This window comes from Roseateles cavernae (assembly GCF_040187885.1).
In the GTDB taxonomy this organism is placed as follows: domain Bacteria; phylum Pseudomonadota; class Gammaproteobacteria; order Burkholderiales; family Burkholderiaceae_C; genus Roseateles_E; species Roseateles_E cavernae.
In genome coordinates, this window is record NZ_JBDPLH010000002.1 from 380601 (window position 1) to 406930 (window position 26330).

Annotated in this window: 26 protein-coding genes; 18 read left to right on the forward strand and 8 right to left on the reverse strand. The window is 68.9% G+C overall.

From position 1 onward, the window contains the following. Positions 1-18: 18 nt before the first annotated feature. A complete protein-coding gene (locus ABGI63_RS08630) occupies positions 19-2187 on the reverse strand; it encodes a cyanophycin synthetase (RefSeq protein WP_349742049.1) in 2169 nt (722 codons plus the stop codon). A gap of 192 nt (positions 2188-2379) precedes the next feature. On the opposite strand from ABGI63_RS08630, the gene ABGI63_RS08635 reads away from it, so the two are divergent. Together ABGI63_RS08635 and ABGI63_RS08640 are read left to right on the forward strand one after the other, a co-directional pair. After that, on the forward strand, positions 2380-4653 hold the full coding sequence (locus ABGI63_RS08635) for a cyanophycin metabolism-associated ABC transporter (protein WP_349742050.1): 2274 nt from the start codon (positions 2380-2382) through the stop codon (positions 4651-4653). Beyond that, positions 4650-5117 (forward strand): cyanophycin metabolism-associated DUF1854 family protein, encoded by a 468-nt coding sequence (locus ABGI63_RS08640; protein ID WP_349742051.1) that lies wholly within the window; start codon positions 4650-4652, stop codon positions 5115-5117. Before ABGI63_RS08635 ends, ABGI63_RS08640 begins: the two co-directional genes overlap by 4 nt. Here ABGI63_RS08640 and ABGI63_RS08645 read toward each other — a convergent pair whose 3' ends face one another. Next, positions 5118-5537, reverse strand: a complete 420-nt coding sequence (locus ABGI63_RS08645) for a PACE efflux transporter (RefSeq protein ID WP_349742052.1) — start codon at positions 5535-5537, stop codon at positions 5118-5120. 98 nt (positions 5538-5635) lie between these two features. On the opposite strand from ABGI63_RS08645, the gene ABGI63_RS08650 reads away from it, so the two are divergent. From ABGI63_RS08650 to ABGI63_RS08690, 9 genes are all read left to right on the forward strand, one after another. Next, positions 5636-6520, forward strand: coding sequence for a LysR family transcriptional regulator (locus tag ABGI63_RS08650; protein WP_137941173.1), 885 nt, complete (start codon positions 5636-5638; stop codon positions 6518-6520). A 150-nt stretch (positions 6521-6670) separates the two neighbouring features. Further along, on the forward strand, positions 6671-7852 hold the full coding sequence (locus ABGI63_RS08655; protein ID WP_137941172.1) for an isovaleryl-CoA dehydrogenase: 1182 nt from the start codon (positions 6671-6673) through the stop codon (positions 7850-7852). Beyond that, a complete protein-coding gene (locus tag ABGI63_RS08660) occupies positions 7853-8773 on the forward strand; it encodes a pyridoxal-phosphate dependent enzyme (RefSeq protein WP_349742053.1) in 921 nt (306 codons plus the stop codon). Further along, positions 8770-9432: a carbonate dehydratase gene (gene can / locus ABGI63_RS08665; protein WP_137941170.1), complete on the forward strand. Its 663-nt coding sequence runs from the start codon at positions 8770-8772 to the stop codon at positions 9430-9432. Before ABGI63_RS08660 ends, can begins: the two co-directional genes overlap by 4 nt. Before the next feature lie 11 nt (positions 9433-9443). Next, the gene (aceK, locus tag ABGI63_RS08670; protein WP_349742054.1) at positions 9444-11288 is read left to right on the forward strand and encodes a bifunctional isocitrate dehydrogenase kinase/phosphatase; all 1845 of its coding nucleotides are present in this window, start codon (positions 9444-9446) and stop codon (positions 11286-11288) included. A 12-nt stretch (positions 11289-11300) separates the two neighbouring features. Further along, positions 11301-12479, forward strand: coding sequence for an acetyl-CoA C-acyltransferase (locus ABGI63_RS08675; protein WP_349742055.1), 1179 nt, complete (start codon positions 11301-11303; stop codon positions 12477-12479). 3 nt (positions 12480-12482) lie between these two features. After that, the gene (locus tag ABGI63_RS08680; protein WP_349742056.1) at positions 12483-13151 is read left to right on the forward strand and encodes an SDR family oxidoreductase; all 669 of its coding nucleotides are present in this window, start codon (positions 12483-12485) and stop codon (positions 13149-13151) included. 5 nt (positions 13152-13156) lie between these two features. Next, positions 13157-14287, forward strand: coding sequence for an acyl-CoA dehydrogenase family protein (locus ABGI63_RS08685; RefSeq protein ID WP_349742057.1), 1131 nt, complete (start codon positions 13157-13159; stop codon positions 14285-14287). 77 nt (positions 14288-14364) lie between these two features. Beyond that, positions 14365-15255 (forward strand): LysR family transcriptional regulator, encoded by an 891-nt coding sequence (locus tag ABGI63_RS08690; RefSeq protein ID WP_349742058.1) that lies wholly within the window; start codon positions 14365-14367, stop codon positions 15253-15255. 6 nt (positions 15256-15261) lie between these two features. Here the strand turns inward: ABGI63_RS08690 and ABGI63_RS08695 are convergent, their stop codons facing one another. The 4 genes from ABGI63_RS08695 to ABGI63_RS08710 all read right to left on the reverse strand — a co-directional run bounded on the left by ABGI63_RS08695 (position 15262) and on the right by ABGI63_RS08710 (position 18074). After that, a complete protein-coding gene (locus tag ABGI63_RS08695) occupies positions 15262-16026 on the reverse strand; it encodes an SDR family oxidoreductase (RefSeq protein WP_349742059.1) in 765 nt (254 codons plus the stop codon). A gap of 177 nt (positions 16027-16203) precedes the next feature. Then, complete coding sequence (locus tag ABGI63_RS08700) at positions 16204-16578, reverse strand: Hsp20/alpha crystallin family protein (protein WP_349742060.1); 375 nt, start codon at positions 16576-16578, stop codon at positions 16204-16206. Between the two features lie 21 nt (positions 16579-16599). Then, complete coding sequence (locus ABGI63_RS08705) at positions 16600-17052, reverse strand: Hsp20/alpha crystallin family protein (RefSeq protein WP_349742061.1); 453 nt, start codon at positions 17050-17052, stop codon at positions 16600-16602. Positions 17053-17171: 119 nt separating this feature from the next. Next, positions 17172-18074 (reverse strand): LysR substrate-binding domain-containing protein, encoded by a 903-nt coding sequence (locus ABGI63_RS08710; RefSeq protein ID WP_349742062.1) that lies wholly within the window; start codon positions 18072-18074, stop codon positions 17172-17174. Between the two features lie 187 nt (positions 18075-18261). On the opposite strand from ABGI63_RS08710, the gene ABGI63_RS08715 reads away from it, so the two are divergent. Then, a complete protein-coding gene (locus tag ABGI63_RS08715) occupies positions 18262-18597 on the forward strand; it encodes a hypothetical protein (protein ID WP_349742063.1) in 336 nt (111 codons plus the stop codon). After that, the gene (locus ABGI63_RS08720; RefSeq protein WP_349742064.1) at positions 18584-19213 is read left to right on the forward strand and encodes a cytochrome b; all 630 of its coding nucleotides are present in this window, start codon (positions 18584-18586) and stop codon (positions 19211-19213) included. Before ABGI63_RS08715 ends, ABGI63_RS08720 begins: the two co-directional genes overlap by 14 nt. On the opposite strand, the gene ABGI63_RS08725 is transcribed toward ABGI63_RS08720, so the two are convergent. Next, positions 19173-20111, reverse strand: a complete 939-nt coding sequence (locus ABGI63_RS08725) for a LysR family transcriptional regulator (RefSeq protein ID WP_349742065.1) — start codon at positions 20109-20111, stop codon at positions 19173-19175. The two genes, ABGI63_RS08720 and ABGI63_RS08725, sit on opposite strands and share 41 nt — an antisense overlap. A gap of 63 nt (positions 20112-20174) precedes the next feature. On the opposite strand from ABGI63_RS08725, the gene ABGI63_RS08730 reads away from it, so the two are divergent. Next, complete coding sequence (locus ABGI63_RS08730; RefSeq protein ID WP_349742066.1) at positions 20175-21152, forward strand: alpha/beta hydrolase family protein; 978 nt, start codon at positions 20175-20177, stop codon at positions 21150-21152. Here the strand turns inward: ABGI63_RS08730 and ABGI63_RS08735 are convergent. Then, positions 21149-22588, reverse strand: coding sequence for a class II fumarate hydratase (locus ABGI63_RS08735; RefSeq protein ID WP_349742067.1), 1440 nt, complete (start codon positions 22586-22588; stop codon positions 21149-21151). The two genes, ABGI63_RS08730 and ABGI63_RS08735, sit on opposite strands and share 4 nt — an antisense overlap. A gap of 177 nt (positions 22589-22765) precedes the next feature. On the opposite strand from ABGI63_RS08735, the gene ABGI63_RS08740 reads away from it, so the two are divergent. From ABGI63_RS08740 to ABGI63_RS08755, 4 genes are all read left to right on the forward strand, one after another. Further along, the gene (locus ABGI63_RS08740) at positions 22766-22996 is read left to right on the forward strand and encodes a hypothetical protein (RefSeq protein ID WP_349742068.1); all 231 of its coding nucleotides are present in this window, start codon (positions 22766-22768) and stop codon (positions 22994-22996) included. Positions 22997-23114: 118 nt separating this feature from the next. Then, positions 23115-23579 (forward strand): (2Fe-2S)-binding protein, encoded by a 465-nt coding sequence (locus tag ABGI63_RS08745; RefSeq protein WP_349742069.1) that lies wholly within the window; start codon positions 23115-23117, stop codon positions 23577-23579. Then, positions 23576-25771: a xanthine dehydrogenase family protein molybdopterin-binding subunit gene (locus ABGI63_RS08750; protein ID WP_349742070.1), complete on the forward strand. Its 2196-nt coding sequence runs from the start codon at positions 23576-23578 to the stop codon at positions 25769-25771. The genes ABGI63_RS08745 and ABGI63_RS08750 overlap by 4 nt, the downstream gene beginning before the upstream one ends. A gap of 30 nt (positions 25772-25801) precedes the next feature. Further along, positions 25802-26293 carry an OmpA family protein gene (locus ABGI63_RS08755; protein WP_349742071.1) on the forward strand — a complete coding sequence of 164 codons (492 nt, stop codon included), beginning with the start codon at positions 25802-25804 and terminating at the stop codon, positions 26291-26293. Positions 26294-26330 lie beyond the last annotated feature (37 nt).

A 26330-nucleotide genomic window follows, 5' to 3' on the forward strand; every position in this document is an offset into this window, starting at 1 on the left:
CTTGCTTCTGGAGTGCTGTTAGACCGACTCGGGCACGAAAGTGTCCAGGCCGGCCGAGATCAGTTCGGGCGAGATGTTCAGCGCCCATGCGGTGGCGACGGCCGCCAGCGCGGTGGTCGCGTCCAGCGGCTGGCCGGCGGCCGCAAAGCGCGCCAGCAAGGCCTCGACATTGGCGCCGGCGGTTTCCGACAGGCCTTGGGCCAGCATCGCGGCGCCGTCGCGCAGGAACACGGTGCGGCTGCCGGCGGCGCGCTGTTCGGCCAGCGTGGTGGCGTCGAGCGCATAGAACAGCACATCGCCGTCGCTGAGGCGGGCCATGTCGAGCAGCCTGGGCTCGTCGGCATTGAGCACCGCGACGCCGTCGGACAGCACCACATCGACCTGGGTGCGCAGCACCTTGAAGAGCTGGTCCTCGTCGCGCACATCGAAGTCGTCGAGGCTGCCGAGGCCACCCATATCGGTGACCAGGCCGACCTGGCAGCGGTCATAGGCCAGGCCGTCGCGCAGGATGGCGGCGGCATTGTTCTCGATCACCACCGCGTCGACGCCGCGGTTCATCAGCAGGCGGTGGGCGGCGCTCCAATGCGCCGAGTCGGACTTCTCGACGCGGCGGTTGCCGAGGAACAGGCCCTGGCCGCAGGCCAGGCCGACCGAGCGCCCGTTCAGGTGCAGCAGCCAGGCCACCAGCCGGGCGATCTGGGCGCCGCCGCGCGAGCCGGCCACGCCGATGATGGGGATGCGGCCGTTCTCTTCGGCCGCGAACAGATGGTCGATGATGGCCTGGCCGACCGGCTGCGGGCTGCCCGAGGCCGGCTTCAGATGCATCAGCAGGCCCGGGCCGGCATTGACCTCGACGATGGCACCGCCGGTCTCGGCCAGCGGCTTGGCGATGTCCTCGGTCACCAGGTCGACGCCGGCGATGTCCAGGCCGATGGTGCGGGCCGCCAGCGAGACGGCATGGGCCACCTCGGGGTGGACCTCGGCCGTGCAGTCGATCGCGACATTGCCGTTGCGCTGTATCAGCACCCGCTGGCCGGCCGCCGGCACCGCCTCCGGCGAAACGCCCTGGCGCTGCAGGTCCAGCAGCACGACCGGGTCGTCGCTGATGTCTATGCGGTTGAGCGGGAAGTCCTCGGTCAGGCCGCGGCGCGGGTCGGTATTGATCTGCAGATCGATCAGCTCGACCACCGTGTGCTGGCCGTCGCCGCTGATCCAGGCCTCCTCGCCGCGCGCGGCCGCGACCACCTGGCCGCCGACCACCAGCAGGCGGTGCTCCATGCCCCGGATATAGGGCTCGACCAGCACCTCCGAGCCTTCCTTGTCGGCGACGTGGAAGGCCGCTTCGATGTCGGCGCGCTCGCGCAGGTCCAGGGTCACGCCGCGGCCATGGTTGCCGTCCGAGGGCTTGACGACGACCGGGAAGCCGATGTCCTGGGCCGCTTCCCAGGCGGCCTCGGCGCTCTTGACGGTGGCGCCCTCGGGCACCGGCACGCCGACCGCCTTCAGCAGGGTCTTGGTCAGGTCCTTGTCGCCGGCGATGCCTTCGGCGATCGCGCTGGTCATGTCGGTCTCGGCGGTCCAGATGCGGCGCTGGCGCGCGCCATGGCCCAGCTGCACCAGATTGCCCTCGTTGAGGCGGATGTGCGGGATGCGGCGGTCGGTGGCGGCGGCGACGATGGCGGCGGTCGACGGGCCCAGATAGCAGTCGTCCAGCTTGTCGCGCACCCGGGCCACGGCGGCCGGCACCTCGAAGGGCTGCTCATTGATGGTGGCCATCAGCAAGGCATGACCCTCGGCCAGCGCGGCGCGGGCGACCTGCTCGTCGCGGGCCCGGAACACCATGCGGTAGACCCCGGTCTTGGAGGTGCTGCGGGTCTGGCCGAAGCCGGTGGGCATGCCGGACAGGTTCAGCAGCTCGATGACGATGTGCTCCAGCACATGGCCCATCCAGGTGCCCTCGGTCAGGCGCTGCAGAAAGCCGCCGCGCTCGCCGACGCCGCAGTGGTGTTCGATCAGGGCCGGCAGCCGCTCGGTGAGCCGCTCGGTGAAGCCGGGCAGCAGGTTGGAGGGGTAGTCCTCCAGCTCGCCCAGGTCCAGCCAGACCTCCAGGACCGGACGATAGGTCCACATATTCGGGCCGCGCAGATAGTTGACGCGCAGGAGCTTGATATCGGATTTAGGACTCATAAGGGCGGGGCCGAGGCCGGCCAAAAGCGATAGCTGGGGTGTGACGATGCGAGATTGTGCGCCCGGCGCGCGCCGGACGGTGTGGCGTGCAGCCAGCACCGGGTTTCATGCCGGCAGTTGTCTTTCGGCGAGAATTCGGGGTTCAATACAGCGCGCGGGCCGCCTCAAGAGCGCTTCTCGAAAAACATCACAATGCAGCATCATCATCCCGCCGACGCCCCCGAGCACCCCCAATGGGCCGCCTTGCAGGCGCGTCTTTCAGACGCTGAGAACGCGGCGGCGGTGCTGGAGGTTGACCTGGACTCCGCCGGGCGCTTCAACCGGGGCCTGCTGGTCCTGACCGAGCGTCGCCTGCTGGCCTGGGATCCGGCCACGGCAGCCTGGAGCGAATGGGCGCTGCGGCCGGATCTGGCGATGCGCATCTCCGACCATGCCGGCGTCGGCAGCCTGGAACTGGTGGACGGCAGCCAGCGCCTGGCGCTGTGGCGCTTCACGCTGCAGATCAATCTGCAGGCGCAGCGCTGGCATGAGGCTTTCGAGCGCCGCGATGAGCCGGCCCGGCCGGACGCCGAGGAGCTGAGCTTCTGCCCCAGCTGCAAGGCGCCGCTGCCGCCAGAGAGTGAGGAATGCCCGACCTGCGCGCGCGAGCTGCACACCCCCCCGTCGACCTGGGTGCTGCTGCGGCTGTGGCGTTTCGCCAAGCCCTATCAGGGTCAGCTCTTGCTCGGGTTCGCGCTGATGCTGGGCTCGACCGCCGCGACCCTGGTGGCCCCCTACCTGACCATGCCGCTGATGGACAAGGTGCTGATCCCCTTCCAGCAGGGCCAGCGCATCGACCCCTGGGTGGTCGGTCTCTATCTGAGCGGCCTGCTGGGCGCCGGCCTGGTGTCCTGGCTGCTGGGCTGGGCCAAGACCTATATCCTGGCCCTGGTGTCCGAGCGCATCGCCGCCGACCTGCGCACCACCACCTTCGACCACCTGCTGAGCCTGTCGCTGGAGTATTTCGGCAACAAGCGCACCGGCGACCTGATGAGCCGCATCGGCAGCGAGACCGACCGGCTCAGCGTCTTCCTGTCCCTGCATGCGCTGGACTTCATCACCGATGTGCTGATGCTGGTGATGACGGCCACCATCCTGTTCTCGATCAACCCCTGGCTGGCGCTGGCGACCCTGCTGCCGCTACCCTTCATTGCCTGGATGATCCATCTGGTGCGCGACCGGCTGCGCACCGGCTTCGAGAAGATCGACCGGGTCTGGGGCGAGGTCACCAGCGTGCTGGCCGACACCATTCCCGGCATCCGCGTCGTCAAGGCCTTCGCGCAGGAAAAGCGCGAGGCCCAGCGCTTCCACCAGGCCAATGCCCATAATCTGGCCGTCAATGACAAGCTCAACAAGACCTGGAGCCTGTTCACCCCGACCGTCTCGCTGCTGACCGAGATCGGCCTGCTGGTGGTCTGGGGCTTCGGCATCTATCTGGTGGCCGGTGGCGACATCACGGTGGGCGTGCTGACCGCCTTCATCGCCTATATCGGCCGCTTCTACGGCCGCATGGACTCGATGAGCCGCATCGTCTCGGTGACACAGAAGGCCGCTGCCGGCGCCAAGCGCATCTTCGACATCATCGACCATCAGTCCAACGTGCCCGAGCCCACCAACCCGCAGCCGCTGGGCGCGGTCAAGGGTGGCATCCAGATCGAGGACATCGGCTTCCGCTACGGCAACCGCGCGGTGATCCGCGGCCTGAGCCTGGACATCCAGCCGGGCGAGATGATTGGCCTGGTCGGCCACAGCGGCTCGGGCAAGAGCACCTTGGTGAACCTGATCTGCCGCTTCTACGATGTCACCGAGGGGGCGATCAAGGTCGACGGCACCGATCTGCGCCGCATCGGCGTGGCCGACTACCGCCGCCATATCGGCCTGGTGCTGCAGGAACCCTTCCTGTTCTTCGGCACCATCGCCGAGAACATCGCCTACGGCAAGCCCGATGCGAGCCGCGAGGAGATCGTCGCGGCCGCCCGTGCCGCCCATGCGCACGAGTTCATCCTGCGCCTGGCCCAGGGCTATGACTCGCTGGTCGGCGAGCGCGGCCAGGGCCTGTCGGGTGGCGAGCGCCAGCGCATCTCGATCGCCCGCGCGCTGCTGATCAATCCGCGCCTGCTGATCCTTGACGAAGCCACCTCCTCGGTCGATACCGAGACCGAGAAGGAGATCCAGAAGGCACTGGACAATCTGGTGCAGGGCCGCACGACGATCGCCATCGCCCACCGGCTCTCGACCTTGCGCAAGGCCGACCGGCTGGTCGTGATGGATCGTGGCCAGGTGGTCGAGGTCGGGCCGCACGAGGAGCTGATGGCCAAACAGGGCTATTACTGGCGTCTCTACGAGGCCCAGGCGCGCCGCGTCGATGCGGACGACGAGCAGCCGGCCTTGCTGCCCAACCCCAACGCCCATACGGTGCAAGCATGAGCCGCTACCGCCAACTCTTACGCAATGCCTTCGGGCGCCTGGTGCTGATCGACGCCGAGGGCGTCGAGCATGTCGGCGTCAACCCGGTGCGTGCCCACCCGATCTCGGCACCCGATGAAGGTGTGTCGCTGCTGGGCGCCGATGGCCACGAACTGGCCTGGATTGACCGGCTTTCGGCGCTGCCGGTGCCCGAGCGCGAACTGCTGGAAGCCGAGTTCGCCGGCCGCGAGTTCATGCCGACGGTGCAGGCCATCATTGCGGTTTCGACCTTCTCGACCCCCAGCCAGTGGACGGTGCAGACCGAGCGTGGTCAGACCCAGTTCATCCTGAAGACCGAGGAGGACATCCGCCGCCTCGACGAGGGCCGGCTGCTGATCGCCAGCAGCCACGGCATCCAGTTCCTGGTGCCGGACCGTTTCGCGCTGGACCGGGCCTCCAGACGGGTGCTGGAGCGCTTCCTCTGATCAGGCGGCCGAGGCCGGCAGGCCGAACAGGCGGTCGAAGGCCAGGTTGAAGACGAAGGTGTAGATCAGGAAGAAGACGATCAGGCCGAAGTCCAGCAGCAGGGCCTGCCATAGCGAGATCTCCAGCCACCAGGCGAACAGCGGCACCAGCATCACGATCAGGCCGGCCTCGAAGCCCAGGGCATGGGCGATGCGCCGCGCCAGGCCGCGGCCACGCCGGGTCTGGCGGGCCTCCCAGGCCTCGAACAGATGGGTGTAGGCCAGGTTCCAGGCCAGCGCGATGGCCGAGGAGGCGAGGGCGGCGATACCGGCATGGCCCAGCGCACTGCCGGCCAGCAGGGCCAGGCCGGCGCTGGTCAGGCCGACCGCAAACAGCTCGTAGAGCGACACATAGACCAGCCGGCGCTTGATGCCTTGCATGAAAAATCCTGTTTTGAAGCGGGGATTGCCGGCATCGTATGGAATCTGATTTGATAGATAAAGTCGACAGCTATCAGTTTTCATGACAAATTGTGGCCATGGCTCTGCATAGCGACAACCTGCTGCTCTTTCTGGCCGTGCTGGACCAGGGTTCGTTTTCGGCGGCGGCGCGGGCGCTGGGCCGGGTGCCGTCGGCGGTCAGCATGGCGGTGGCCCAGATGGAGGCCGAGCTGGACCTGCGCCTGTTCGAGCGCAGCACCCGCGAGCTGCGGCCCACCGAAGAAGCCCGGGCGCTGGAGCCACAGGCGCGCCAGCTGGTCGCCCGGCTGGCGCAGCTGCAGGCCCATGCGCTGGCCCTGCACCAGGGCCTGGAGCGGCGCCTGACCCTGGCGATCGCGCCCGAGCTGCTGTCGGCGGCCTGGAGCGAGGCCCTGGCCCGGCTGGCCGAGGAGTTTCCGGCGCTGGAGGTGGACGTGCTGTCGGCGCCGCAGGCAGCGGTGCTGCGCATGCTGCACGCCGGCGAGATCGATCTGGCCCTGGTGTTCGAGCGGGTCGGCTTCGACGAGCGCGAGAGCTTCCAGGAGCTGGGCAGCGAGCGGCTGGTCGCGGTGATGGCGCCGCAGCATCCGCTGGCCGGCCAGCGCCTGCGCCAGGACCAATGGGCCGAGCTGCGCCAGATCGCGGTGGCCCGGCGTGACGCCGGTGCGGCCGACGACCCGCGGGTGCTGGTCTCGCGCCGGCTCTGGCGCACCGACAGCCATCTGGCCACGCTGAGCCTGGTGCAGGCGGGCCTGGGCTGGGCCTTCTTGCCGCAGCGCATGGTGGATCCGCTGCTGGCGGCCGGCAGCTTGTTGCAGATCGAATTCGAGAACATGAGCAACGAGGTGCGGCTCTGGGTCGATGTGGTGTGGCGCCGCGACCGGCCGCTGGGCCTGGGCGCGCGGCGCTTCATCGCGCTGATGCATCCAGCGCGCCAAGGGTAAGCACCTAGGTAAAGCTGCAACAGGGCAAGCCGCGCCGATTCTCACTAGAATTGACGTTTACGTAAACGTAACCCAAGCCGGGTCTGCAAGGCCGGCCGTACCATCAGCAGGCTTGATGGTCCGAAGCACTGAAAAACCAAGGAGACCTCCATGACGAATCTGCCCGGCCTGAATTTCCAACTCGGCGAAGACATCGACGCGCTGCGCGACGCGGTGCGCGACTTCGCCCAAGCCGAGATCGCTCCGCGTGCCGCCGAGATCGACCATTCGGACCAGTTTCCGATGGACCTGTGGCGCAAGATGGGCGATCTGGGCGTGCTGGGCATCACCGTCGGTGAGGAGTACGGCGGCGCGAATATGGGCTATCTGGCCCACATGATCGCGATGGAAGAGATCAGCCGCGCCAGCGCCTCGGTGGGCCTGTCCTATGGCGCGCACAGCAATCTGTGCGTGAACCAGATCAAGCGCAACGGCAACGCGGCGCAGAAGGCCAAATACCTGCCCAAGCTGATCAGCGGCGAGCATGTCGGCGCGCTGGCGATGAGCGAGCCGGGCGCCGGCTCGGACGTGCTGAGCATGAAGCTCAAGGCCGAGGACAAGGGCGGCTACTACCTGCTCAACGGCAACAAGATGTGGATCACCAACGGGCCCGACGCCGACACCCTGGTGGTCTATGCCAAGAGCGAGCCCGAGCTGGGCGCGCGCGGCGTCACCGCCTTCCTGATCGAGAAGGGCATGCCCGGTTTCTCGATCGCGCAAAAGCTCGACAAGCTGGGCATGCGCGGCAGCCACACCGGCGAGCTGGTGTTCCAGAACGTGGAAGTGCCTGCAGAAAACGTGCTGGGCGCGGTCAACGGCGGCGCCAAGGTGCTGATGTCGGGCCTGGACTATGAGCGCGCGGTGCTGACCGGCGGCCCGCTGGGCATCATGCAGAGCGTGATGGACAACGTGATCCCCTATATCCACGACCGTAAGCAGTTCGGCCAGAGCATCGGCGAGTTCCAGCTGATCCAGGGCAAGGTCGCCGATATGTACACCGTGCTGCAGGCCGGCCGCAGCTTCGCCTACACCGTGGCCAAGAACCTCGACCTCCTGGGCGCCGAGCATGTGCGCCAGGTCCGCAAGGACTGCGCCTCGGTGATCCTGTGGACCGCCGAGAAGGCCACCTGGATGGCCGGCGAGGGCGTGCAGATCTTCGGCGGCAATGGCTATATCAACGAGTACCCGCTGGGCCGGCTGTGGCGCGATGCCAAGCTCTACGAGATCGGTGCCGGCACCTCCGAGATCCGCCGCATGCTGATTGGCCGCGAGCTGTTCGCGGAGACGATGTAAATGAAGCCTTTGCACCTGAATACGCCGCTGCTGCGCGCCGCGCCCGGCCAGTTCTCGCACCCCGAGGTCTGGCTGAAGATGGATGCGCTGCAGCCCAGCGGCAGCTTCAAGCTGCGCGGCGTCGGGCGGCTGGTGCGCAAGGCGGCGCAGGACGGTGCCAAGGAAATCGTCTGCGCCTCGGGCGGCAATGCCGGCTTCGCGGCCGCCTATGCCGGCCAGGCCCTGGGGCTGACCGTCACCATCGTGCTGCCCGAGACCAGCAGTGCCGCGGTGCAAAGCCTGATCGAGGCGCGCGGCGCCACGGTGCTGCGCCATGGCGCGGTCTGGGATGCGAGCAATGAGTTTGCCCAGGCGCTGGCGGCCGAGCGTGGCGCCACCTATGTCCATCCCTTCGACCACCCGCTGCTGTGGGAGGGCCATGCCAGCCTGATCGACGAGGTGCTGGACCAGGGCCTGGATTTCGACGCGGTGGTCACGGCGGTGGGCGGTGGCGGCCTGTTCGCCGGCATCGTCCAGGGCCTGCGCCGCCACGGCCTGAACGACATCCCGGTGATCGCGGTGGAAACCGAGGGCGCAGCCAGCCTGCACGAGAGCCTGAAGGCTGGCAAGGCCGTGACCCTGCCGGCCATCACCTCGATCGCCACCTCGCTGGGCGCGCGCCGCGTCGCCGACGAGGCGCTGCGCCTGGCCCAGCTGCATCCCACGCACAGCCTGCTGGTCAGCGATGCCCAGGCCTGCGGCGGGGCGGTGCGGCTGGCCGAGCAGATGCGGGTGATGGTGGAGCCGGCCTGCGGTGCGGCGCTGGCGGCGGTGGATGTGCACCCCGAGCTGTTCGCCGGTTTCAAGAGACCCCTGGTGGAAGTCTGTGGCGGCGTGGCCGTCAGCCTCGAGAAGCTGCAGGCGTGGACAATGTCGGCATGAACAACGATCTGCAAGACCTGCTGGGCAATAACAAGCGCTGGGCCGCCGAGACGGAACAGCGCGAACCGGGCTTTTTCTCGCGGCTGCTGAAGCAGCAGACGCCGCAATACCTGTGGATAGGCTGCGCCGACAGCCGGGTGCCGGCCAATGAGCTGGTCGACCTGCTGCCCGGCGAGCTCTTCGTGCATCGCAATGTCGCCAACGTCGTCGTGCACTCCGACCTGAACTGCCTGTCGGTGATGCAGTTCGCGGTGGACCATCTGAAGGTCAAGCACATCATCGTGGTGGGCCACAGCAACTGCGGTGGCGTCAAGGCCGCGCTGATCGATGCGCGCGTGGGCCTGGTGTCCAACTGGATACGCCATGTGCAGGACGTGCGCAACGATCACCAGGAATGGATAGACAGCCTGCCCGAGGCCCGCCGCGTCGACGCGCTGTGCGAGCTGAACGTGCTGGCGCAGGCGCGCAATGCCTGCCAGACCACGGTGGTGCAGGATGCCTGGGCCCGCGGCCAGGAGATCGTCGTCCATGGCTGGGTCTATGGCCTGCACAACGGCCTGCTGGAGGACCTGCAGATCACGGCCGCCCATCACGACGATGTCGGCCCGGCCTACAAGCGCGCGCTGGCTGCGGTCAAGCAGCGCTACAGCCAGGCCTAGGCGGCGGCCCGATGTTCCCGCAGAAGCTGACCGACTCCCGCGCGTTCGAGATCGCGCAGGCCTTGTTGGGCGGCTTCAACCGGCACTACCGGCTGTTCCGCGCCACCAGCGCCACGGCCAAGCAGCGCTTCGAGCGCGCCGACTGGCATGGCCAGCAACGTGCCCAGCGCGAGCGCATCGAGTTCTATGACAAGCGGGTCGACGAGGCGGTGGTGCTGCTGGAAGAGCGCTTCCAGGCCAGCGCGCTGCCGATGGAGGTCTGGCAGCAGGTCAAGCTGCACTACATCGGCCTGCTGACCGACCATCACCAGCCGGAGCTGGCCGAGACCTTCTTCAACTCGGTCTGCACCCGCATCCTGCACCACGCCTACTTCCACAACGACTTCATCTTCGTGCGGCCGGCCGTCTCGACCGAGTACATCGAGAACGAGGAGCCGGCCGCCAAGCCGACCTACCGCGCCTACTACCCGAGCAAGCCGACGCTGCACGAGACCCTGTGCCGGGTGGTCACCAACTTCCAGCTCGATCTGGAGTTCGAGGACCTGGGCCGCGACATCGACTGGGTCCTGCGCGCGATGCAGCGCGAGCTGGGCGAGTTCCGCTGGCGCACCAATTTCCAGATCCAGGTGCTGAGCTCCCTGTTCTATCGCAACAAGGGCGCTTACCTGGTCGGCAAGATCATCAACGGCTTCACCGAGACGCCGTTCGCGCTGCCCATCCTGCACAAGGAAGAGCGGTCGGGCCTGCTCTATATCGACGCGGCGCTGTTCGGCGAAGACGATCTGCTGATGCTGTTCAGCTTTGCCCGCGCCTACTTCATGGTCGACATGGAAGTGCCCAGCGCCTATGTGCAGTTCCTGCGCTCGATGATGCCCAGAAAGCCGCGCGCAGAGATCTACAGCGCGCTGGGCCTGCAAAAGCACGGCAAGAACCTGTTCTACCGCGACTTCCTCTACCACCTGCGCCATTCCAGCGACAAGTTCCGCATCGCGCCCGGCATCAAGGGCATGGTGATGCTGGTGTTCGATCTGCCCAGCTACCCCTTTGTCTTCAAGCTGATCAAGGACTTCTTCCCGCCGCAAAAGGAGAACACGAGCCGTGAGCTGATCCAGCACAAATACCTGCTGGTGAAGACCCACGACCGGGTCGGACGCATGGCCGACACCTTGGAATACTCCAACGTTGCCTTCCCGCGCCAGCGCTTCGACGATGAGCTGCTCAAGGAGCTCGAGCACTTCTGCCCCAGCCTGATCGAGCGAAGTGCAAGCAGCGGCGAGGACCTGGTGCTGCGCCACGTCTATATCGAGCGCCGCATGGTGCCGCTGAATATCTATCTGCAGGAGGCCACGCCGGCCCAGCTGGAGCATGCGGTGATCGAGTATGGCCATGCGATCAAGGACCTGGTGGCCGCCAATATCTTCCCCGGCGACATGCTGTGGAAGAACTTCGGCGTGACCCGCCACGGCAAGGTCGTGTTCTACGACTACGACGAGATCGAGTACCTCAGCGACTGCAACTTCCGCTCCGTGCCGGCGCCACGCAATGAGGAGGAAGAGATGTCCGGCGAGGTCTGGTACTCCGTCGGCCCGCGCGATGTCTTCCCCGAGACCTTCGGCCCCTTTCTGCTGGGCCACCCCGGCGTGCGCGAGCATTTCATGCGCCACCATGCCGATCTGCTGGACGCCGAGTTCTGGCAGCAGCACAAGGCCCGCATCCAGGCCGGCCATGTGCACGACGTCTTTCCCTACGAGGCCCACAAGCGCTTCTATGCCCGCGCCGCCTCGTCCGCCCCGCTTCACCCCGTCGATGGCGCCGCGCTGATGGCCGACGCGCATCACGATCTTCCCGTTCAGTAAAGGAGAGCCACCATGTCCGATTCCATCGTCATCGTTTCCGCCGCCCGCACGCCCATCGGTGGCCTGCTGGGTGATTTCGCCTCGCTGCAGGCCTGGGAACTGGCCGCCGTCGCGATCCAGGCGGCGGTCGAGCGGGCCGGCGTGCCCGGCGACGCGATCAACGAGGCCTTCATCGGCAACTGCCTGATGGCCGGCCAGGGCCAGGCCCCGGCGCGCCAGGCGGTGCTGAAGGCCGGCCTGCCGCAGTCGGTCGGCGCGGTCACGCTGTCCAAGATGTGCGGCGCCGGCATGCGCGCGACGATGTTCGCCCACGACACGCTGAAGGCCGAGAGCGCCGACATCCTGATCGCCGGCGGCATGGAATCGATGACGAACGCGCCGCACCTGATGTTCGCGCGCAAGGGCGTCAAGTACGGTGCCGCCCAGATGTATGACCATATGGCGCTGGACGGCCTGGAAGACGCCTACCAGCGCGGCAAGGCCATGGGTGTGTTTGCCGAGCAGTGCGTCGACAAATACGCCTTCACCCGCGAGGCCCAGGACGCTTTTGCCATTGCCTCGACCGAGCGCGCCAAGCGTGCCAACGAGGACGGCAGCTTCGCCTGGGAAATCGCCCCGGTGACGGTGGCCGGCCGGGGTGGCGACACCGTGATCAACCGCGACGAGCAGCCCTTCAAGGCCAAGCTCGACAAGATCGCCGGCCTCAAGCCCGCGTTCAAGAAGGACGGCACCATCACCGCCGCCACCTCGTCGTCGATCTCCGACGGCGCCGCCGCGCTGGTGCTGATGCGCGAGAGCACCGCCAGCCGCCTGGGCGTCAAGCCGGTGGCCCGCATCGTCGGCACGGCCGTGCATGCCAATGCGCCCGAGTGGTTCACCACCGCGCCGGTCGGCGCGATCCAGAAGCTGCTGGCCAAGAACGGCTGGGACGCCAAGAGCGTCGATCTGTGGGAGGTCAACGAGGCCTTTGCCGCCGTCACGATGGCCGCGATGGCCGAGTTCAAGCTGCCGCACGAGATCGTCAACGTCAACGGCGGCGCCTGCGCGCTGGGCCACCCGATCGGCGCCTCCGGTGCCCGCATCATCGTCACGCTGCTGGGCGCGCTGCGCCATCGCGGTCTGAAGCGCGGCGTCGCGGCGCTGTGCATCGGCGGCGGCGAGGCAACGGCCGTCGGTGTGGAGCTGATCTAAGCCATGGCGCAGATCCTGATCATCGGGGCCTCGCGCGGCATCGGCCTGGAGTTCGTCCGTCAGTACCGCGCTGCTGGTGATCGGGTGGTGGCCACCGCGCGCAGCGAGGAGGCGCTGGCCGCCTTGCGCGAGCTGGGCGCCACCGCGCTGAAGCTCGATGTCGCCGACACGGCCAGCGCCTCGGGCCTGGCCTGGCAGATCGACGGCCACCAGTTCGACACCGTGGTGCTCAATGCCGGTGTCTATGGCCCGCGCCAGCTGGGCCTGGACACACCGAGCGAGGCCGATTTCGACACGGTGATGCACACCAATGTGCTGGGCGCGATGCGGGTGCTGCCGCAGTTGCAGGACGCGCTGGCGCCCGGCGCGCGCATCGGCTTCCTGTCCTCGCGCATGGGCTCGATCGGCCTGCGCACCGCCCATGCTGGCTGGCTCTACCGGGCCTCGAAGGCGGCGCTCAACTCGGTGATGAAGGACGCCTCGCTGGCCTTGGCCGGCAAGGCCGCGCTGTGCAGCTTTCATCCCGGCTGGGTGCGCACCGAGATGGGCGGCGAGGGCGCGGACATCGATGCCGCCACCAGCGTGGCCGGCATGCGCGCGGTGCTGGCTGGGCTGACGCCCGCCGACAGCGGCAGCTTCTTCAACTACGACGGCCAGCCTCTGGCCTGGTGACCCTCATGATCCTCTCCGACGACCACCGTGCCGTGCAGGACGCCGTGCGCGCCTATGTGCAAGACCAGATCGCGCCCAAGGCGGCCGAATGGGACAAGAGCCATCACTTCCCGGCCGCCGAGCTGAAGGGCCTGGCCGAGCTGGGCTGCTACGGCGTGGCCGTACCGACCGAGTACGACGGCGCCGGCCTGGACTATCTGGCGCTGTCCATCATCCTGGAGGAGATCGGTGCCGGCGACGGCGCGACCTCGACCGTGGTCAGCGTCAACAACTGCCCGGTCTGCTCCATCCTGATGGGCTTTGGCAACGAGGACCAGAAGCAGCGCTTCCTGAAGCCGCTGGCGCGCGGCGCGATGCTGGGCGCCTTCTGCCTGACCGAGCCCCATGTCGGCTCGGAGGCCGGCGGCCTGAAGACGACAGCGGTGCGGGACGGCGACGACTATGTGCTGAACGGCGTCAAGCAGTTCATCACCAGCGGCAAGAACGGCGATGTGGCCATCGTGATGGCGGTCACCGACAAGGCTGCCGGCAAGAAGGGCATCAGCGCCTTTCTGGTACCGACCGCCACGCCCGGCTACACGGTGGCCCGCATCGAGGACAAGATGGGCCAGCACGCCAGCGACACCGCGCAGATCCTGTTCGAGAACTGCCGCATCCCCGCCGCCAACCGGCTGGGCGAGGAGGGTCAGGGCCTGAAGATCGCGCTGTCGGGCCTGGAGGGCGGCCGCATCGGCATCGCGTCGCAGGCGGTGGGCATGGCACGCGCGGCCTTCGAGGCCGCGCTGAAGTACAGCAAGGACCGCGTCTCCTTCGGTCAGCCCATCTTCAACCACCAGGCCATCCAGTTCAAGCTGGCCGAGATGGCCACCCAGATCGAGGCCGCGCGCCAGCTGATCTGGCATGCCGCCAGCCTGAAGGACGCCGGCCAACCCTGCCTGAAGGAGGCGGCGATGGCCAAGCTCTTCGCCACCGAGATGGCCGAGCGGGTCTGCTCCGACGCGATCCAGGTGCATGGTGGCTATGGCTATGTGTCAGATTTCCCGGTCGAGCGCATCTACCGCGATGTGCGGGTCTGCCAGATCTACGAGGGCACGTCCGAGGTGCAGAAGATACTGATCGGGCGCGCATTGGGCTGAGGCGGCGAAGTTTTTCGCAAGCCGGCCGCGCCTGGGCTAGAGTGCCGAGCAGATCAGCTCTGCGGCCGGCGTTCCCCATGCTCAAACTCGATGGCATCGCCAGCTTCGTCGCCGTCGTCGAAGCGGGCTCGATCAGCGCGGCCGGCCGCCGTCTGCATCTGTCCAAGTCGGTGGTCAGCGAGCGCCTGGCCGAGCTGGAGCGCCAGCTCGGTGCCAGCCTTTTGCACCGCACCACCCGCAAGCTGAGCCTGACCGAGGACGGCGCGGCCTTTCTGCACAAGGCCTCGCGCATCATGCGCGAGGTCGAGGAGGCCGCCGCCGAGATGGCCGAGCGCCGCGGCAGCCTGATCGGGCCGATGCGGATTTCGGCACCGGTGACCTTTGGCCGCCTGCACCTGGGGCCGGCGCTCTATCCCTTCCTGCTGCAGCACCCGGGCATCGAGCTGAGCCTGGAGCTGGACGATCGGCGCGTCGATGCGGCCGCCGATGGCTTCGATGCGGTGATACGCCATGGCGTGCTGGAGGACTCTCGCCTGGTGGCCTGGCAGCTGGCACAGAGCCGGCGCCGCCTGGTGGCCGCGCCGGCCTATCTGGCACGCGCCGGCGTGCCGGCCAGCCTGGACGAGCTGGCCGTGCACCGTGGCATCTTCTATACCAACCGCGGCGTCGCCGACTGGCGCTTCGAGAGCGGCGATGCGCGGCCCGTGGTGGCGCTGCGCGTCAACAACGGCGACATGATGCGCGATGCCGCCGTGGCCGGCCTGGGCCTGGCCCTGCTGCCCGGCTTCATCGTCGGCGAGGCGCTGAAGTCGGGCCTGCTGCGCGAGATCGCGCTGGGCCGGCCGGCTGCGGCCGAATCCATCTACATCGCCCATCCCGAGGGTCGGCGCGCCTCGGCCAAGCTGCGCGCGCTGGCCGACTGCCTGCGGGCAGCCTTCGGCAGCCCGCCCTACTGGGAGGCCGTCTGAGAGCGTTCAGCTGCGGGTGATCGAGACGCCGCCATCGACCAGGGAGGCGGTGCCGGTGACGAAGGAAGCATCGTCCGAGGCCAGGTACAGCACCGAGCGCGCCAGCTCTTCCGGCGTGGCGACGCGCTTGAGCGCGTGCAGATTGCTCACGAAGGCCTGCGCCTCGGCTGTGCTGTTCTTGTCGCGGTACATATCGGTGTCGACCGCACCCGGCAGCACCGCATTGACCCGCACCTGCTGCGGTCCGTACTCGGCAGCCAGCGCCTGGGTCAGGCCGATCAGGCCGGACTTGCTGGCCGCATAGGCGGCCATGCCCGGGAAGGCGAAGGTATGGCCGACGAAGGTCGAGGTGAAGATCACCGAGCCGCCACCGTTCTCCAGCATCTGCGCGATCTGGTGCTTGGCGCCCAGGAAGGCGCCGCTCAGATTGATGGCCAGCGTGTCGGTCCAGCCCGACTCCGAGACCGCGGTGCTGGGGCCGCCCTCGCCGAGGGTGCCGGCGTTGTTGAAGGCGATGTCGAGCCTGCCGTAATGCTCGACGGCCAGCGCCACCAGGGCCTGGGCATAGGCTTCCGAGCGCACATCGCCGGCCAGCGCGACGGCCTCGCCGCCGGCTGCGGTGATCTGCGCGACGAGCTGATCGAGCTCGGCCTGGCGGCGGGCGCCGACGACCAGCTTGGCGCCTTCGGCGGCGAAGAGCAGGGCGGTGGCGTGGCCGATGCCCGAGCTGGCGCCGGTGATGAGGGCGACTTTTCCTGACAAGCGATGCATGGTGTTTGCTCCTGTGATGAGGCTGTGTTGAACCGTGATCACAGTGTGGGAGCGGGACCGTTTTTGCAGAAGCCGCCAGGACGCGGAACTGCTGTCCGGCGCAAGCGAACAATCGAGGCCGCTCGACCCGCTGCGGGCATCGGCGCGCCGCCCGGCGCTGACCGATGCCCGCTGGGCTCAGCCGGCCGACACCTCGATGCGCCTCGGCTGCGCATGGGCCTGCTTGGGGATGCGCAGTGTCAGCACGCCGTCCTTGATGCTGGCGTCGATCTTGGCGCTGTCGAGCTCTCGGCTCAGCGTGAAGCTGCGCCGGTAGCGCGGGACGCGCAGCTCGGCGTAAACGGCCTCCAGGCCCTCGGGCGTGGCCGGCTGCACGCTGCCTTCGATCAGCAGCGCGTCGCCCTCGACGCGGATCTCGAGCCGCTCGCGCGGCACGCCCGGCATATCGGCCAGCAGGGTGATGCCGGCCTCGTCCTCGAAGACATCGACCGCCGGCTGTACCGAGCGCTCCTGCTCCTGGGAGGAGGCGCTGCTTGGGGTGTTCTTGCTCATGATGGGGGCTCCTGTGTCTGCTTACTGCACGGTGATGCGGCGGGCCTGCGCCGATTCGCGGCGCGCGATGCTGATCTGCAGCACGCCGTCTCGGTAGCTGGCGCTGACCCGATCGGGGTCGACATCGTCCGGCAGCGCGACCGCCCGATTGAAACGGCCGGTCGCCCGTTCCCGGGTGTAGACATGCAGCTGGGCCGGCCGGTCCTCGGGCACGCCCGAGGCGCGCTCGCCGCTGATGCGCAGCACGCCGCGGTCCAGCGTGACCTCGATGCGCTGGGCGTCCAGCCCCGGCGCGAAGGCATAGACCTCGATGCTGCCCGGCGTGCGGCCGATATTGATGGCCGGCTCCGAACCCTGGGCGACCGAGCGAATGCTGCCGGGCAGAGCGCCGGCGGCGCCGTCGAGATCGCGGCGTAGCCGCTCGAACTGGCCGAACCAGTGGGCAGGTTGATTCAACAACATGGATTCATACATGGCGACATCCTCCTTGTCATGGGTGGCTTGGCACCGGCCGGCGCTTGTCGGCGACCGGTCCGCTGCCTGACATAGGAGCGCCGTGCCGGCTTTCAAGAGGCCGGGCTCGCGGCCCGGGCTCAGACGGCGGCGTCGCCGCAGACCCGCTGCACGGTGTCGCGCAGGCAGCGGTGCGCCGGGTCGCGCTCGAAGCGCGGATGCCAAGACTGGCTGATCTGGACCTGGCCGGTGGACCAGGGTAGCTCCAGCGTCCGGATCGCCAGGCCGCGCGCGGCGGCCCAGCGCGCGGCGCGCAGCGACACCGTGGCCAGCAGCTCCGATTCGGCCGCCAGCCGCAGCGCCGGCATCATGCTGGGCACGACCAGGGCCACCTCGCGGCGCAGGCCCTGCTCGGCCAGCAGCCGGTCGACCGGCCCCTGAGCGCGACCGCGGCGCGACACCGCGATATGCGCCGCTGCGGCGAAGGCGGCCGCGCTCAGCGGGGCGCCGAGCAGGGCATGGCCCTCGCGCAGCACGACCACGAAGCGGTCGCTGAACAAGGCCCTGACCCGGATCTCGGGCCCGCTCGGGCCCAGCAGGCCGATGTCCAGGTCGACCGCCCCGTCGCGCAACGCGCCGACATCCTCGGCCCCCTCCTGCATGAAGCGCAGGCTGATGCCCGGCGCTTGCGCGCGCATCGCCGCCAGCAAGGGGGCGGCGAACAGCTCGGCAACCGTCTCCGAGCAGCGGATGCCGAAGCTGCGTGCGCTCGTGGCCAGCGCCGCCGCATCGCCGTGCAACAGCCCCTGGGCCTGTTCGATCAGCTGGCGCAGCTGCGGCCGCAAGGCCTCGGCGCGCGGTGTCGGCACCAGTGCGCGGCCGGCCCGCACCAGCACCGGATCGCCCAGCACATGGCGGATGCGCGCCAGCGTGCGGCTCATGGCCGGCGGGCTCAGATTCATGCGCTCGGCCGCACGGGTCACGCTGGCCTCGCTGAGCAGGGCGTCGAGCGCTACCAAGAGGTTCAGATCGATGGATTGCATGCCGCGCAACAAAGTATGAGCAAGAACGCACTGTACCCGAGGTAGCTGCAAAACTAGTATGAATACCGGCGCTGATAGATATTGGTGCCGAATATATGCGGTGGTTTGGCTGATGGTTTGTTGGCTGCGCTTCCCATTACTTAATTTGTCGCCGTGGTATCGGTTGAATACTCATTCAATGAATCCTATGAAATTCTTGCAAACCTCATTGTCGAGCGCCGCCGTGCCGGTTCTTCTGGGGCTCGGGGGCTGCGCCAGCATTCCGGCGCCCGGCGTGCCGCAGGCGCAGTTCGCCGAGCTGTCCTGCAGCGCGCTGCGCGCCGAAATCAGCCAGGCCGAAGAAACCCGCAGGATTGCCGAGGAGGTGCGCCGCAATTCCTGGCAGGTGATATTGCCGATTCTCGTGGTGGTGCGTTATCGCCATGCCGATAATGCCGCCGATGCGGCCGGGGAGCGCGCCGAACTGCTCGGCAGGACGCTGCAGCAGAAACAGTGTGGGGAGCCGCAGCGTGCGGTTTCTTGAGATGGTTGCGGGCGCGCGGCGCCATATCAGGCGGCGGCTGCAAGGCCTGCGCCACCGCGGTCCGCCGGCCCGCGCCCAGGCCTGGCCGGGCCGGCTGCTGCACGGGCTCAGCGTGCCGCTGGTGGTCTATGCGCTGATACGCAACGGCGACGCCACCGGCTCGCTGTTCAAGCCGGCCGAGCTGCGCGAGGAACTCTGGGTCGGTGGCCTGCTGGGCCTGCTGCTGAGCGCGCGCCTGGCCTGGAATCGCTGGGGCGATGGCGGCTCGCGCCTGCCGGGCGACGGGCCGGCCTGGGAGCGGCGGCTGGCGCGCCGGGCGCATCGAGCGATCTACGGTCTGCTGGCCTATCTGATCGCCTCGGGCTTTGCGATCGCCTGGCTGCGCCCGGGCGCGAGGATCGATCCGGCCGCGCTGTTCTTCGCCAGTGACAGCCTGGCGCTGAACATCATGCTCGACAGCCATGCGGCGGCCGGCCATCTGCTGATGGGGCTGCTGGCGCTGCATATCGCCGCAGCCTTCTGGCATCTGCTGCTGCGTCGTGATGGCGTGTGGCAGTCGATGCTGGGCGGGCCGCTCAGAGCCCGTCGCCGGCCAAGGCCTCCTGCACAAACCTGACCAGCGCCCGTGCGGTCTCCGACGCACCGGGCGCCGGCAGGCTCAGCGCCTGCACCCACTCGCCCTCGGGCACCAGCAGGCGCCAGCCCGGCAGCAGGTCGACCAGCGCGTCGCCGGCCGGCACGCAGAAGTCCGGTGCCGGCACGACGCCCGCGCCATGGCGCGCCAGCGCCAGCAGCGACTCCATGTCCGAGCCCCAGGCACTGGCCTGCAGCATCGGCTCGCAGCGCTGGCCCTGCGGCCCCAGCCACAGGCTGGCGCGCGGGTCCTCGTGCTGGCCCAGCAGCAGGCAGGGCAGGGCGGCGATCTGCTCGGGCGTCTCGAGCCGCAGATGCGGCAGGCCGTAGAGCCGCACCGCGAAGCGCCGCAGCGGCTGGGCCACCCAGTCCTCGGGCGGGCGGTCGGTGATGCGAAAAGCCAGGTCCAGCCCCTCGCGCAAGAGGTCGACGCGCCGGTCGGTGAACAGCAACTCGTAGCGCAGCGCCGGATGCAGGGCCTGGAAACGGGCCAGCAGCGGCGCCAGCAGATGGCGACCGAAGCTGGTGGTGGCGCTGATGCGCAGGGTGCCGCCCAACTGGCCGCGCTGATGCTTGAGCGCCATGCGCGCGGCCTCGGCGGCCTCGCGCACGGCCTTGGCCCGCGCATGCAGGCGCCGGCCCGAGTCGGTCAGCGCCAGGCTGCGCGTGCTGCGCACAAACAGCGCGACGCCCACCGCCGCCTCGATCGCCGCGACCCGGCGACTGACCGCCGCCCGTGTCAGGCCCAGCTGACGCGCGGCCTCGGCAAAGCTGCCGGCCTGGACGATGCGGGCGAACAGCTCCAGCGCATTGGCATCCAGCGCGCTCTCGCGCCCGGGCGTGCGCATCGAAGTGGGGTTGCGGTCTTTTGTCAACTTCATGGAAGCAATGTGATGATATTGACTGATCTAGTCAATGAATTATTGCCAAACTAGACTCGATCCATGCCTCAGACCCTCACGCTCAACACTCCCGCGCTGGCCGCCGGTGCCGCCGCTGCCGAGCCCTTGGCGCGCCAGCGCATGCTGCAGCTGCGCTGCGCCGACGGTCGCCTGCTGGCCGCCACCTGGTTCGAGCCGGCCAGTGCGCCGCGCGCGATCGCGCTGATCAGCCCGGCCACGGCGGTGGCGCGCGGCTTCTATCGTGGCTTCGGCGAGTGGCTGGCGCAGCGCGGCTATGCCGTGCTCAGCTACGACTACCGCGGCATCGGCGACTCGCTGCAGGGGCCGCTGCGCCAGGAGCGCGCGCGGCTGCGCGACTGGGCCCAGCTGGACATGGGCGCGGCGCTGCGTGCGGTGCAGCGCCGCCGCCGGATGGAGCAGGAGGCCCAGGGCCGCGCGCTGGGCCTGCTGCTGGTGGGCCATTCCTTCGGCGGCAATGCGATCGGGCTGGCGCCCGACTACGAGCAGGCCGATGCCATCCTGGGCGTGGCGGCGCAGGCGGCCGACTGGCGCTTCTGGAGCGGCATCCACAAGGCCAAGGCCTGGCTGTTCTTCCACGCGATGCTGCCGGCCGCCGGCCATCTGCTGGGCCACGCGCCCGGCTGGCTGATGGGGGCGCGGCGCGCCGAGGGTCTGCCCAAGGGCGCGGCGCTGGAATGGGCGGCCTGGGGCCGGCGGCGCGGCTTCATGTTCAGCGACCCCAGCCTGCAGGCCGAGCTGGGCTACCACCGCTTCACCGGGCCGGTGCATCTGTGGAACATCAGCGACGATCCGGTGTTCGGCCCGGCCCCGGCGGTCGATGCCTTGGCCGCGCGCTTCAGCACCGCCCAGGTTCAGCGCCACACGCTGGCGCCGGCCGACGTGGGGCTGGAAAGCCTGGGCCATTTCGCCGCCTTCCGCCGCGAACTCGGGCCGCGCATCTGGCCACGGCTGCTGGCGCCGGTGGAGGCGGCGACGCCGCTGCTGGCCGCAGGCTGCTAGAGCCCGCCTTGCGTCAGCTTGGCCGGGTCCAGCAGCTGCTCCAGATCGGCGCGTGACAGTTCGGTCAGCTCGGCCGCCACGTCGATGACCGGCCGGCCCTGCTTGTAGGCCTGCTTGGCGATCTCGGCGGCCTTCAGATAGCCGATCACCGGGTTCAGCGCGGTGACCAGGATGGGGTTGCGCGACAGCGCCTGCTGCAGGCCCGGGGCATTGACCTTGAAGCTGGCGATCGCCCGCTCGCCCAGCAGCGCGCTGGTCTTGCTGAGCAGATGCAGGCTGTCCAGCAGGTTGTGGGCGACCAGCGGCAGCATCACATTGAGCTCGAAGTTGCCGCTCTGGCCGGCGATGGTGATCGCCGCGTCATGGCCGATCACCTGGGCCGCCGCCATCGCGACCGCCTCCGGGATTACCGGGTTGACCTTGCCGGGCATGATGGACGAGCCGGGCTGCAGCGCCTCCAGCTCGATCTCGGCCAGGCCGGCCAGCGGGCCGGAGTTCATCCAGCGCAGGTCGTTGGCGATCTTCATCAGGCTCACCGCCAGGCCCTTGAGCGCGCCGGACAGAGCCACGGCCGTGTCCTGCGAGCCCATCGCGGCGAAGAAGTCGGGCGCGGTCGTGAAGTCCAGGCCGGTGAGGCTGCTCAGCTCGCTGCAGAAGCGCGCGGCGAAGTCGGGATGGGCGTTGATGCCGGTGCCCACCGCCGTGCCGCCCTGGGCCAGCGCCTGAACACGCGGCTGCAGGCCTTGCAGCTGGGCGATCTGCGCCTCGATCTGCGCGGCCCAGCCGTCCAGCACCTGGGACAGGCGCACCGGCATCGCATCCATCAGATGGGTACGGCCGGTCTTGATATGGTGGCCGTCGCTGGCGCTCTTGGCGCGCAGCGCGTCGAGCAGGCCGCCCAGCGCCGGCAGCAACTCGTTGTGCAGCGCCAGCGCCGCGCTGATGTGCAGGGCCGAGGGAATCGAGTCGTTGCTGCTCTGGCCGGCGTTGACGTGGTCGTTCGCGCTGACCGCTTTGCCGAGCTTGCGCCCGGCCAGCGTGGCCAGCACCTCGTTGGCGTTCATATTGCTGCTGGTGCCCGAGCCGGTCTGGAACACATCGACCGGGAAATGGCGCATCAGGTCGGCGTCGGCCAGCAGCTCGACGCCCGACATCTCGATCGCCTCACCGATCTCGGCCGGCAGCTGGCCCAGCGCCACATTGGCGCGCGCGGCGGCCAGCTTGACCTGCAGCAGCGCTGCGATGAAGCGCGCCGGCATCGGCCCGCTGATCTGGAAGTTCTGCACCGCGCGCTGGGTCTGCGCGCCGTAGAGGGCGTCAGCGGGCACTTCCATCTCGCCCATGCTGTCACGTTCGATGCGGGTGGCTGTCATCTTGGGGTCCTCGGTTTCGGCGCGGGAACTCAGCGCCCCCGGCAGCAGCCAGAGCTTACCCATGCGCGGGCGGCCTGTGTCAGGGCTTCGACCACCGCTTGTGCGGACAGTGATGCTTGCGCTGGCTGAGATCGTGCGCCTTGAATGGCGAAGTCATGCCGCGCTTCTTGCAGTTCGTCGCATCTGGGTGGCCCGGCCCAGCGCTTGGCAGCACAGTGGCTGCCAAGAAGTGAGAGCGAGATGACACAAAAAAGACCCAAGTGGAGCCGCCTGAGCCGCAGCGAACTCGAGCGACAACAGGCCCTGCTCAGGGCCAAGGCGCGCGATATGGCCGAGCGCTTGAAGCAGCAGGAACGCGCGCAGCAACGCAGCGGCGCGGACCGCGGCCTGCGCCTGATGCGCCAGCACATCGAGGATATGGAGCAGGCCGCCCAGGCCTTGCATCACCGCGCGCGCAGCCGCGGCGGCTGAAGTCGTCGCTACCGGTCCGGTTTCGTCCACCTCCCACGCAACTTCGTCCGATGGCTTGTGACAGCCGCGCGCGCGGTTTCTATGCTGCGCCCCAGCTCGAAACCAGCCAGGAGACACCATGCCCCGCCACCAGCTCACGATCAACGGCCAGCGCCGCCACATCGATGTCGATTACGCCGATACCCCCTTGCTCTGGGCGCTGCGTGACGAGTTGCAGCTCTGCGGCACCAAGTACGGCTGTGGCAAGGGCCTGTGCGGCGCCTGCACCGTCCATCTGGATGGCCAGGCCACGCGCAGCTGCCAGCTGCCGGTGTCAGGTCTTGCCGGCCGCAGCATCACCACGATCGAGGGTCTCGATCCACAAGGGCGGCACCCGCTGCAGCAGGCCTGGGTGGCCCATGATGTGGCCCAGTGCGGCTACTGCCAGGCCGGCCAGATCATGCAGGCCGCAGCGCTGCTGAAGACCAATCCGCACCCCAGCGATGCCGAGATCGACGCCGCCATGGCCGGCAATCTGTGCCGTTGCGGCACCCAGCTGCGCATCCGCGCGGCGATCAAGTCGGTGGCCGGGAGGGCTGCATGAGCGCCGCACTGGTGCTGGACCGGCGCGGCTTCCTGCGCTTGACGACGCTGGCCGGCGGCGGGCTGATGCTGGGCTTTGCCTCCGATCAGGCCGAGGCGGCCACGCCGCACAGCTTTGCCCCGAATGCCTTCATCACGATCACGCCGGCCGGGCTGATCACGCTGATGGCCAAGAATCCCGACATGGGCCAGGGCGTCAAGACCAGCCTGCCGATGTTGCTGGCCGAGGAGCTGGATGTGGGCCTGGACCAGGTGCGCATCGCACAGGCTGGCTACGACGCCCGCATGGCCGATCAGGGCTCGGGCGGCAGCGAGTCCATCCCGAATGCTTGGGAGCCGCTGCGCCGCGCCGGCGCTGCCGCCCGGCTGGTGCTGATCGACGCGGCTGCGCGGCGCTGGGCGGTGCCGGCGGCCGAGCTGCGCACCGAGCGGGGTCAGGTCTTGCATGAAGCCAGCGGTCGGCGTGCCGGCTATGGCGAGCTGGCCGATGCGGCGGCGCGCCTGCCGCTGCCGGCGCTCGACAGCATCAAGCTCAAGCCGCGCTCGGAGTTCAAGCTGCTGGGCCAGCGCCATGCGAATGTGGACGGCGCCGGCTTCGCGCGCGGCGCGCCGCTGTTCTGCATGGACCAACAGCGAGCCGGCCAGCTCTATGCGATGGTGGAGAAATGCCCGGTGTTCGGCGGTACGGCGCGCAGCGCCAATCTGGCGGAGATCAGGCGCCTGCCCGGCGTGCGGGATGCCTTCATCGTCGAGGGCAGCGCCGAGCCGTTGCGCCGCAGCGCGGACCGCAATCACCACGGGCTGCAGCCTTTTGTGGCCATCGTCGCGAGCAGCAGCTGGGCGGCCATCAAGGCGCGCCGCGCGCTCAAGGTCGACTGGGACACCGACGCCTATGCCCGGCATGGCAGCGCCGGCTACCGCGAGCAGGCGCTGGCCGCGCTGCAGCGGCCCGGCGAGATCTGGCGCAATGACGGCGACAGCGCCGCTGCGCTCGCCCAGGCGGCCCGGCGGGTCGAGGCCTTCTACGAGTTCCCCTTGCTGGCCCACTGCACGATGGAGCCCATGAGCTGCCTGGCCGAGCCGCTGCCGGATGGCGGCCTGGCGCTGACCACGCCCAGCCAGTTTCCCGATCTGGTGCCGGTGGTGCTGCACAAGGTGCTGGGCGTGCCGGCGGACAGGATACGGGTGACGATTCCGCGCCTGGGCGGCGGTTTCGGTCGGCGTTTCGAGCTGGACTTCGTGCTGGAGGCGGGCGCGATCGCGCTGCGGGTGGGCAAGCCCATCAAGCTGTTCTACAGCCGCGAGGACGATATGCGGCACGACTTCTACCGGCCGCACGGCTGGCAGCGCATGCGGGCCGGGCTCGATGCCCAGGGCCGTGTCACGGCCTGGGAGACCTACAGCCTGCGCCATGCCTTCCGCGACCCGGTCACGCCCAAGCTGCGCGCCAGCCTGTTTCCGGCCCGCTTCGTGCCGAACTACCGGGTCGAGGCGGCCGTGGTGGACAGCCATGTGCCCGAGGGCCCTTATCGCTCGCCGGGCGCCAACAGCCTGGCCTTCGTGACCGAGAGCTTTGTCGACGAACTGGCCCATGCGGCGCAGCAGGACCCGCTGGCCTTTCGATTGGCGCTATGGGGCGAGGACCGCGAGCTGAAGGCGCCGGACTTCGATGTCGGTCGCATCAAGGCGGTGCTGCGGCTGGCCGCCGAGAAGGCCGGCTGGGGCCGGGCCTTGCCCCGGGGCCGGGGCATGGGCATCTCTGGCTACTGGGCGAATCGGGGCTATGTTGCCCATGTGGTCGAGGTCGCGGTCAGCCCGGCCGGCGAGCTGAAGGTGCTGCGCGTGGTCTCGGCGGTCGATGTCGGGCCCATCGTCAATCGCAGCGGCGCCGAGCAGCAGGTGCAGGGCGCGGTGATCGACGCCCTCTCCAGCACCCTGCACCAGCGCATCACGCTGGAGGCGGGGGCGGTGGTGCAGGGCAATTTCGACGACAACCCGCAGATCCGCATGCCCGAGGTGCCCGAGCGCATCGAGGTGCACTTCATCGAGCGCGACATCCCACCCACCGGTCTGGGCGAGCCGGCCCTGCCGCCGCTGCCGCCGGCGCTGTGCAATGCCATCTTCGCGGCCTGCGGCAAGCGCATCCGCAGCCTGCCGCTGCGGGGCCAGGACTTGTCATGGTCCGGCGTCTAGAATCCCCGCTTCATTCGGTGAGGAAAACCCATGACGACGAACGCGCTTTTTGACGAGAACGAGGGCGTGGCCCTGCGCCTGGTAGGCATCATCGTGGCCCTGGTGGTGGCGCTGCTCATCGGCTTCGGCGTGCACAAGAGCCGCAGCATGGCCAAGCCGGCACCACAGCCGGCGGCCGTGCTGGTCGAAGAGGATGTGGCGGCGATCCTGGTCGAGAACGGTGTCGTCAAGTTCTTCTTCGCCAGCGCCAGCGCCGAACTGGCTGGCGGTGCCAACGAGGCACTGGTTCAGCTGACCCAGGCGCTGGCTGAAGGCAAGACGCTGGTGGTCAGCGGCTACCACGACGCCAGCGGCGACGCGGCGCTGAATGCCGAGCTGGCCAAGCAGCGCGCGCTGGCCGTGCGCGAGGCGCTGCTGAGCCTGGGCGTGGCCGAGGGCCGCATCGAGCTGAGCAAGCCCGAGCTGGCCACCGGCAGCGGCAGCCCGCGCCAGGCGCGCCGCGTCGAGGTGTTGCTGCGCTGAGCGCTGCACAGGCCCGCGACAGACCGGCCCGAGGGCC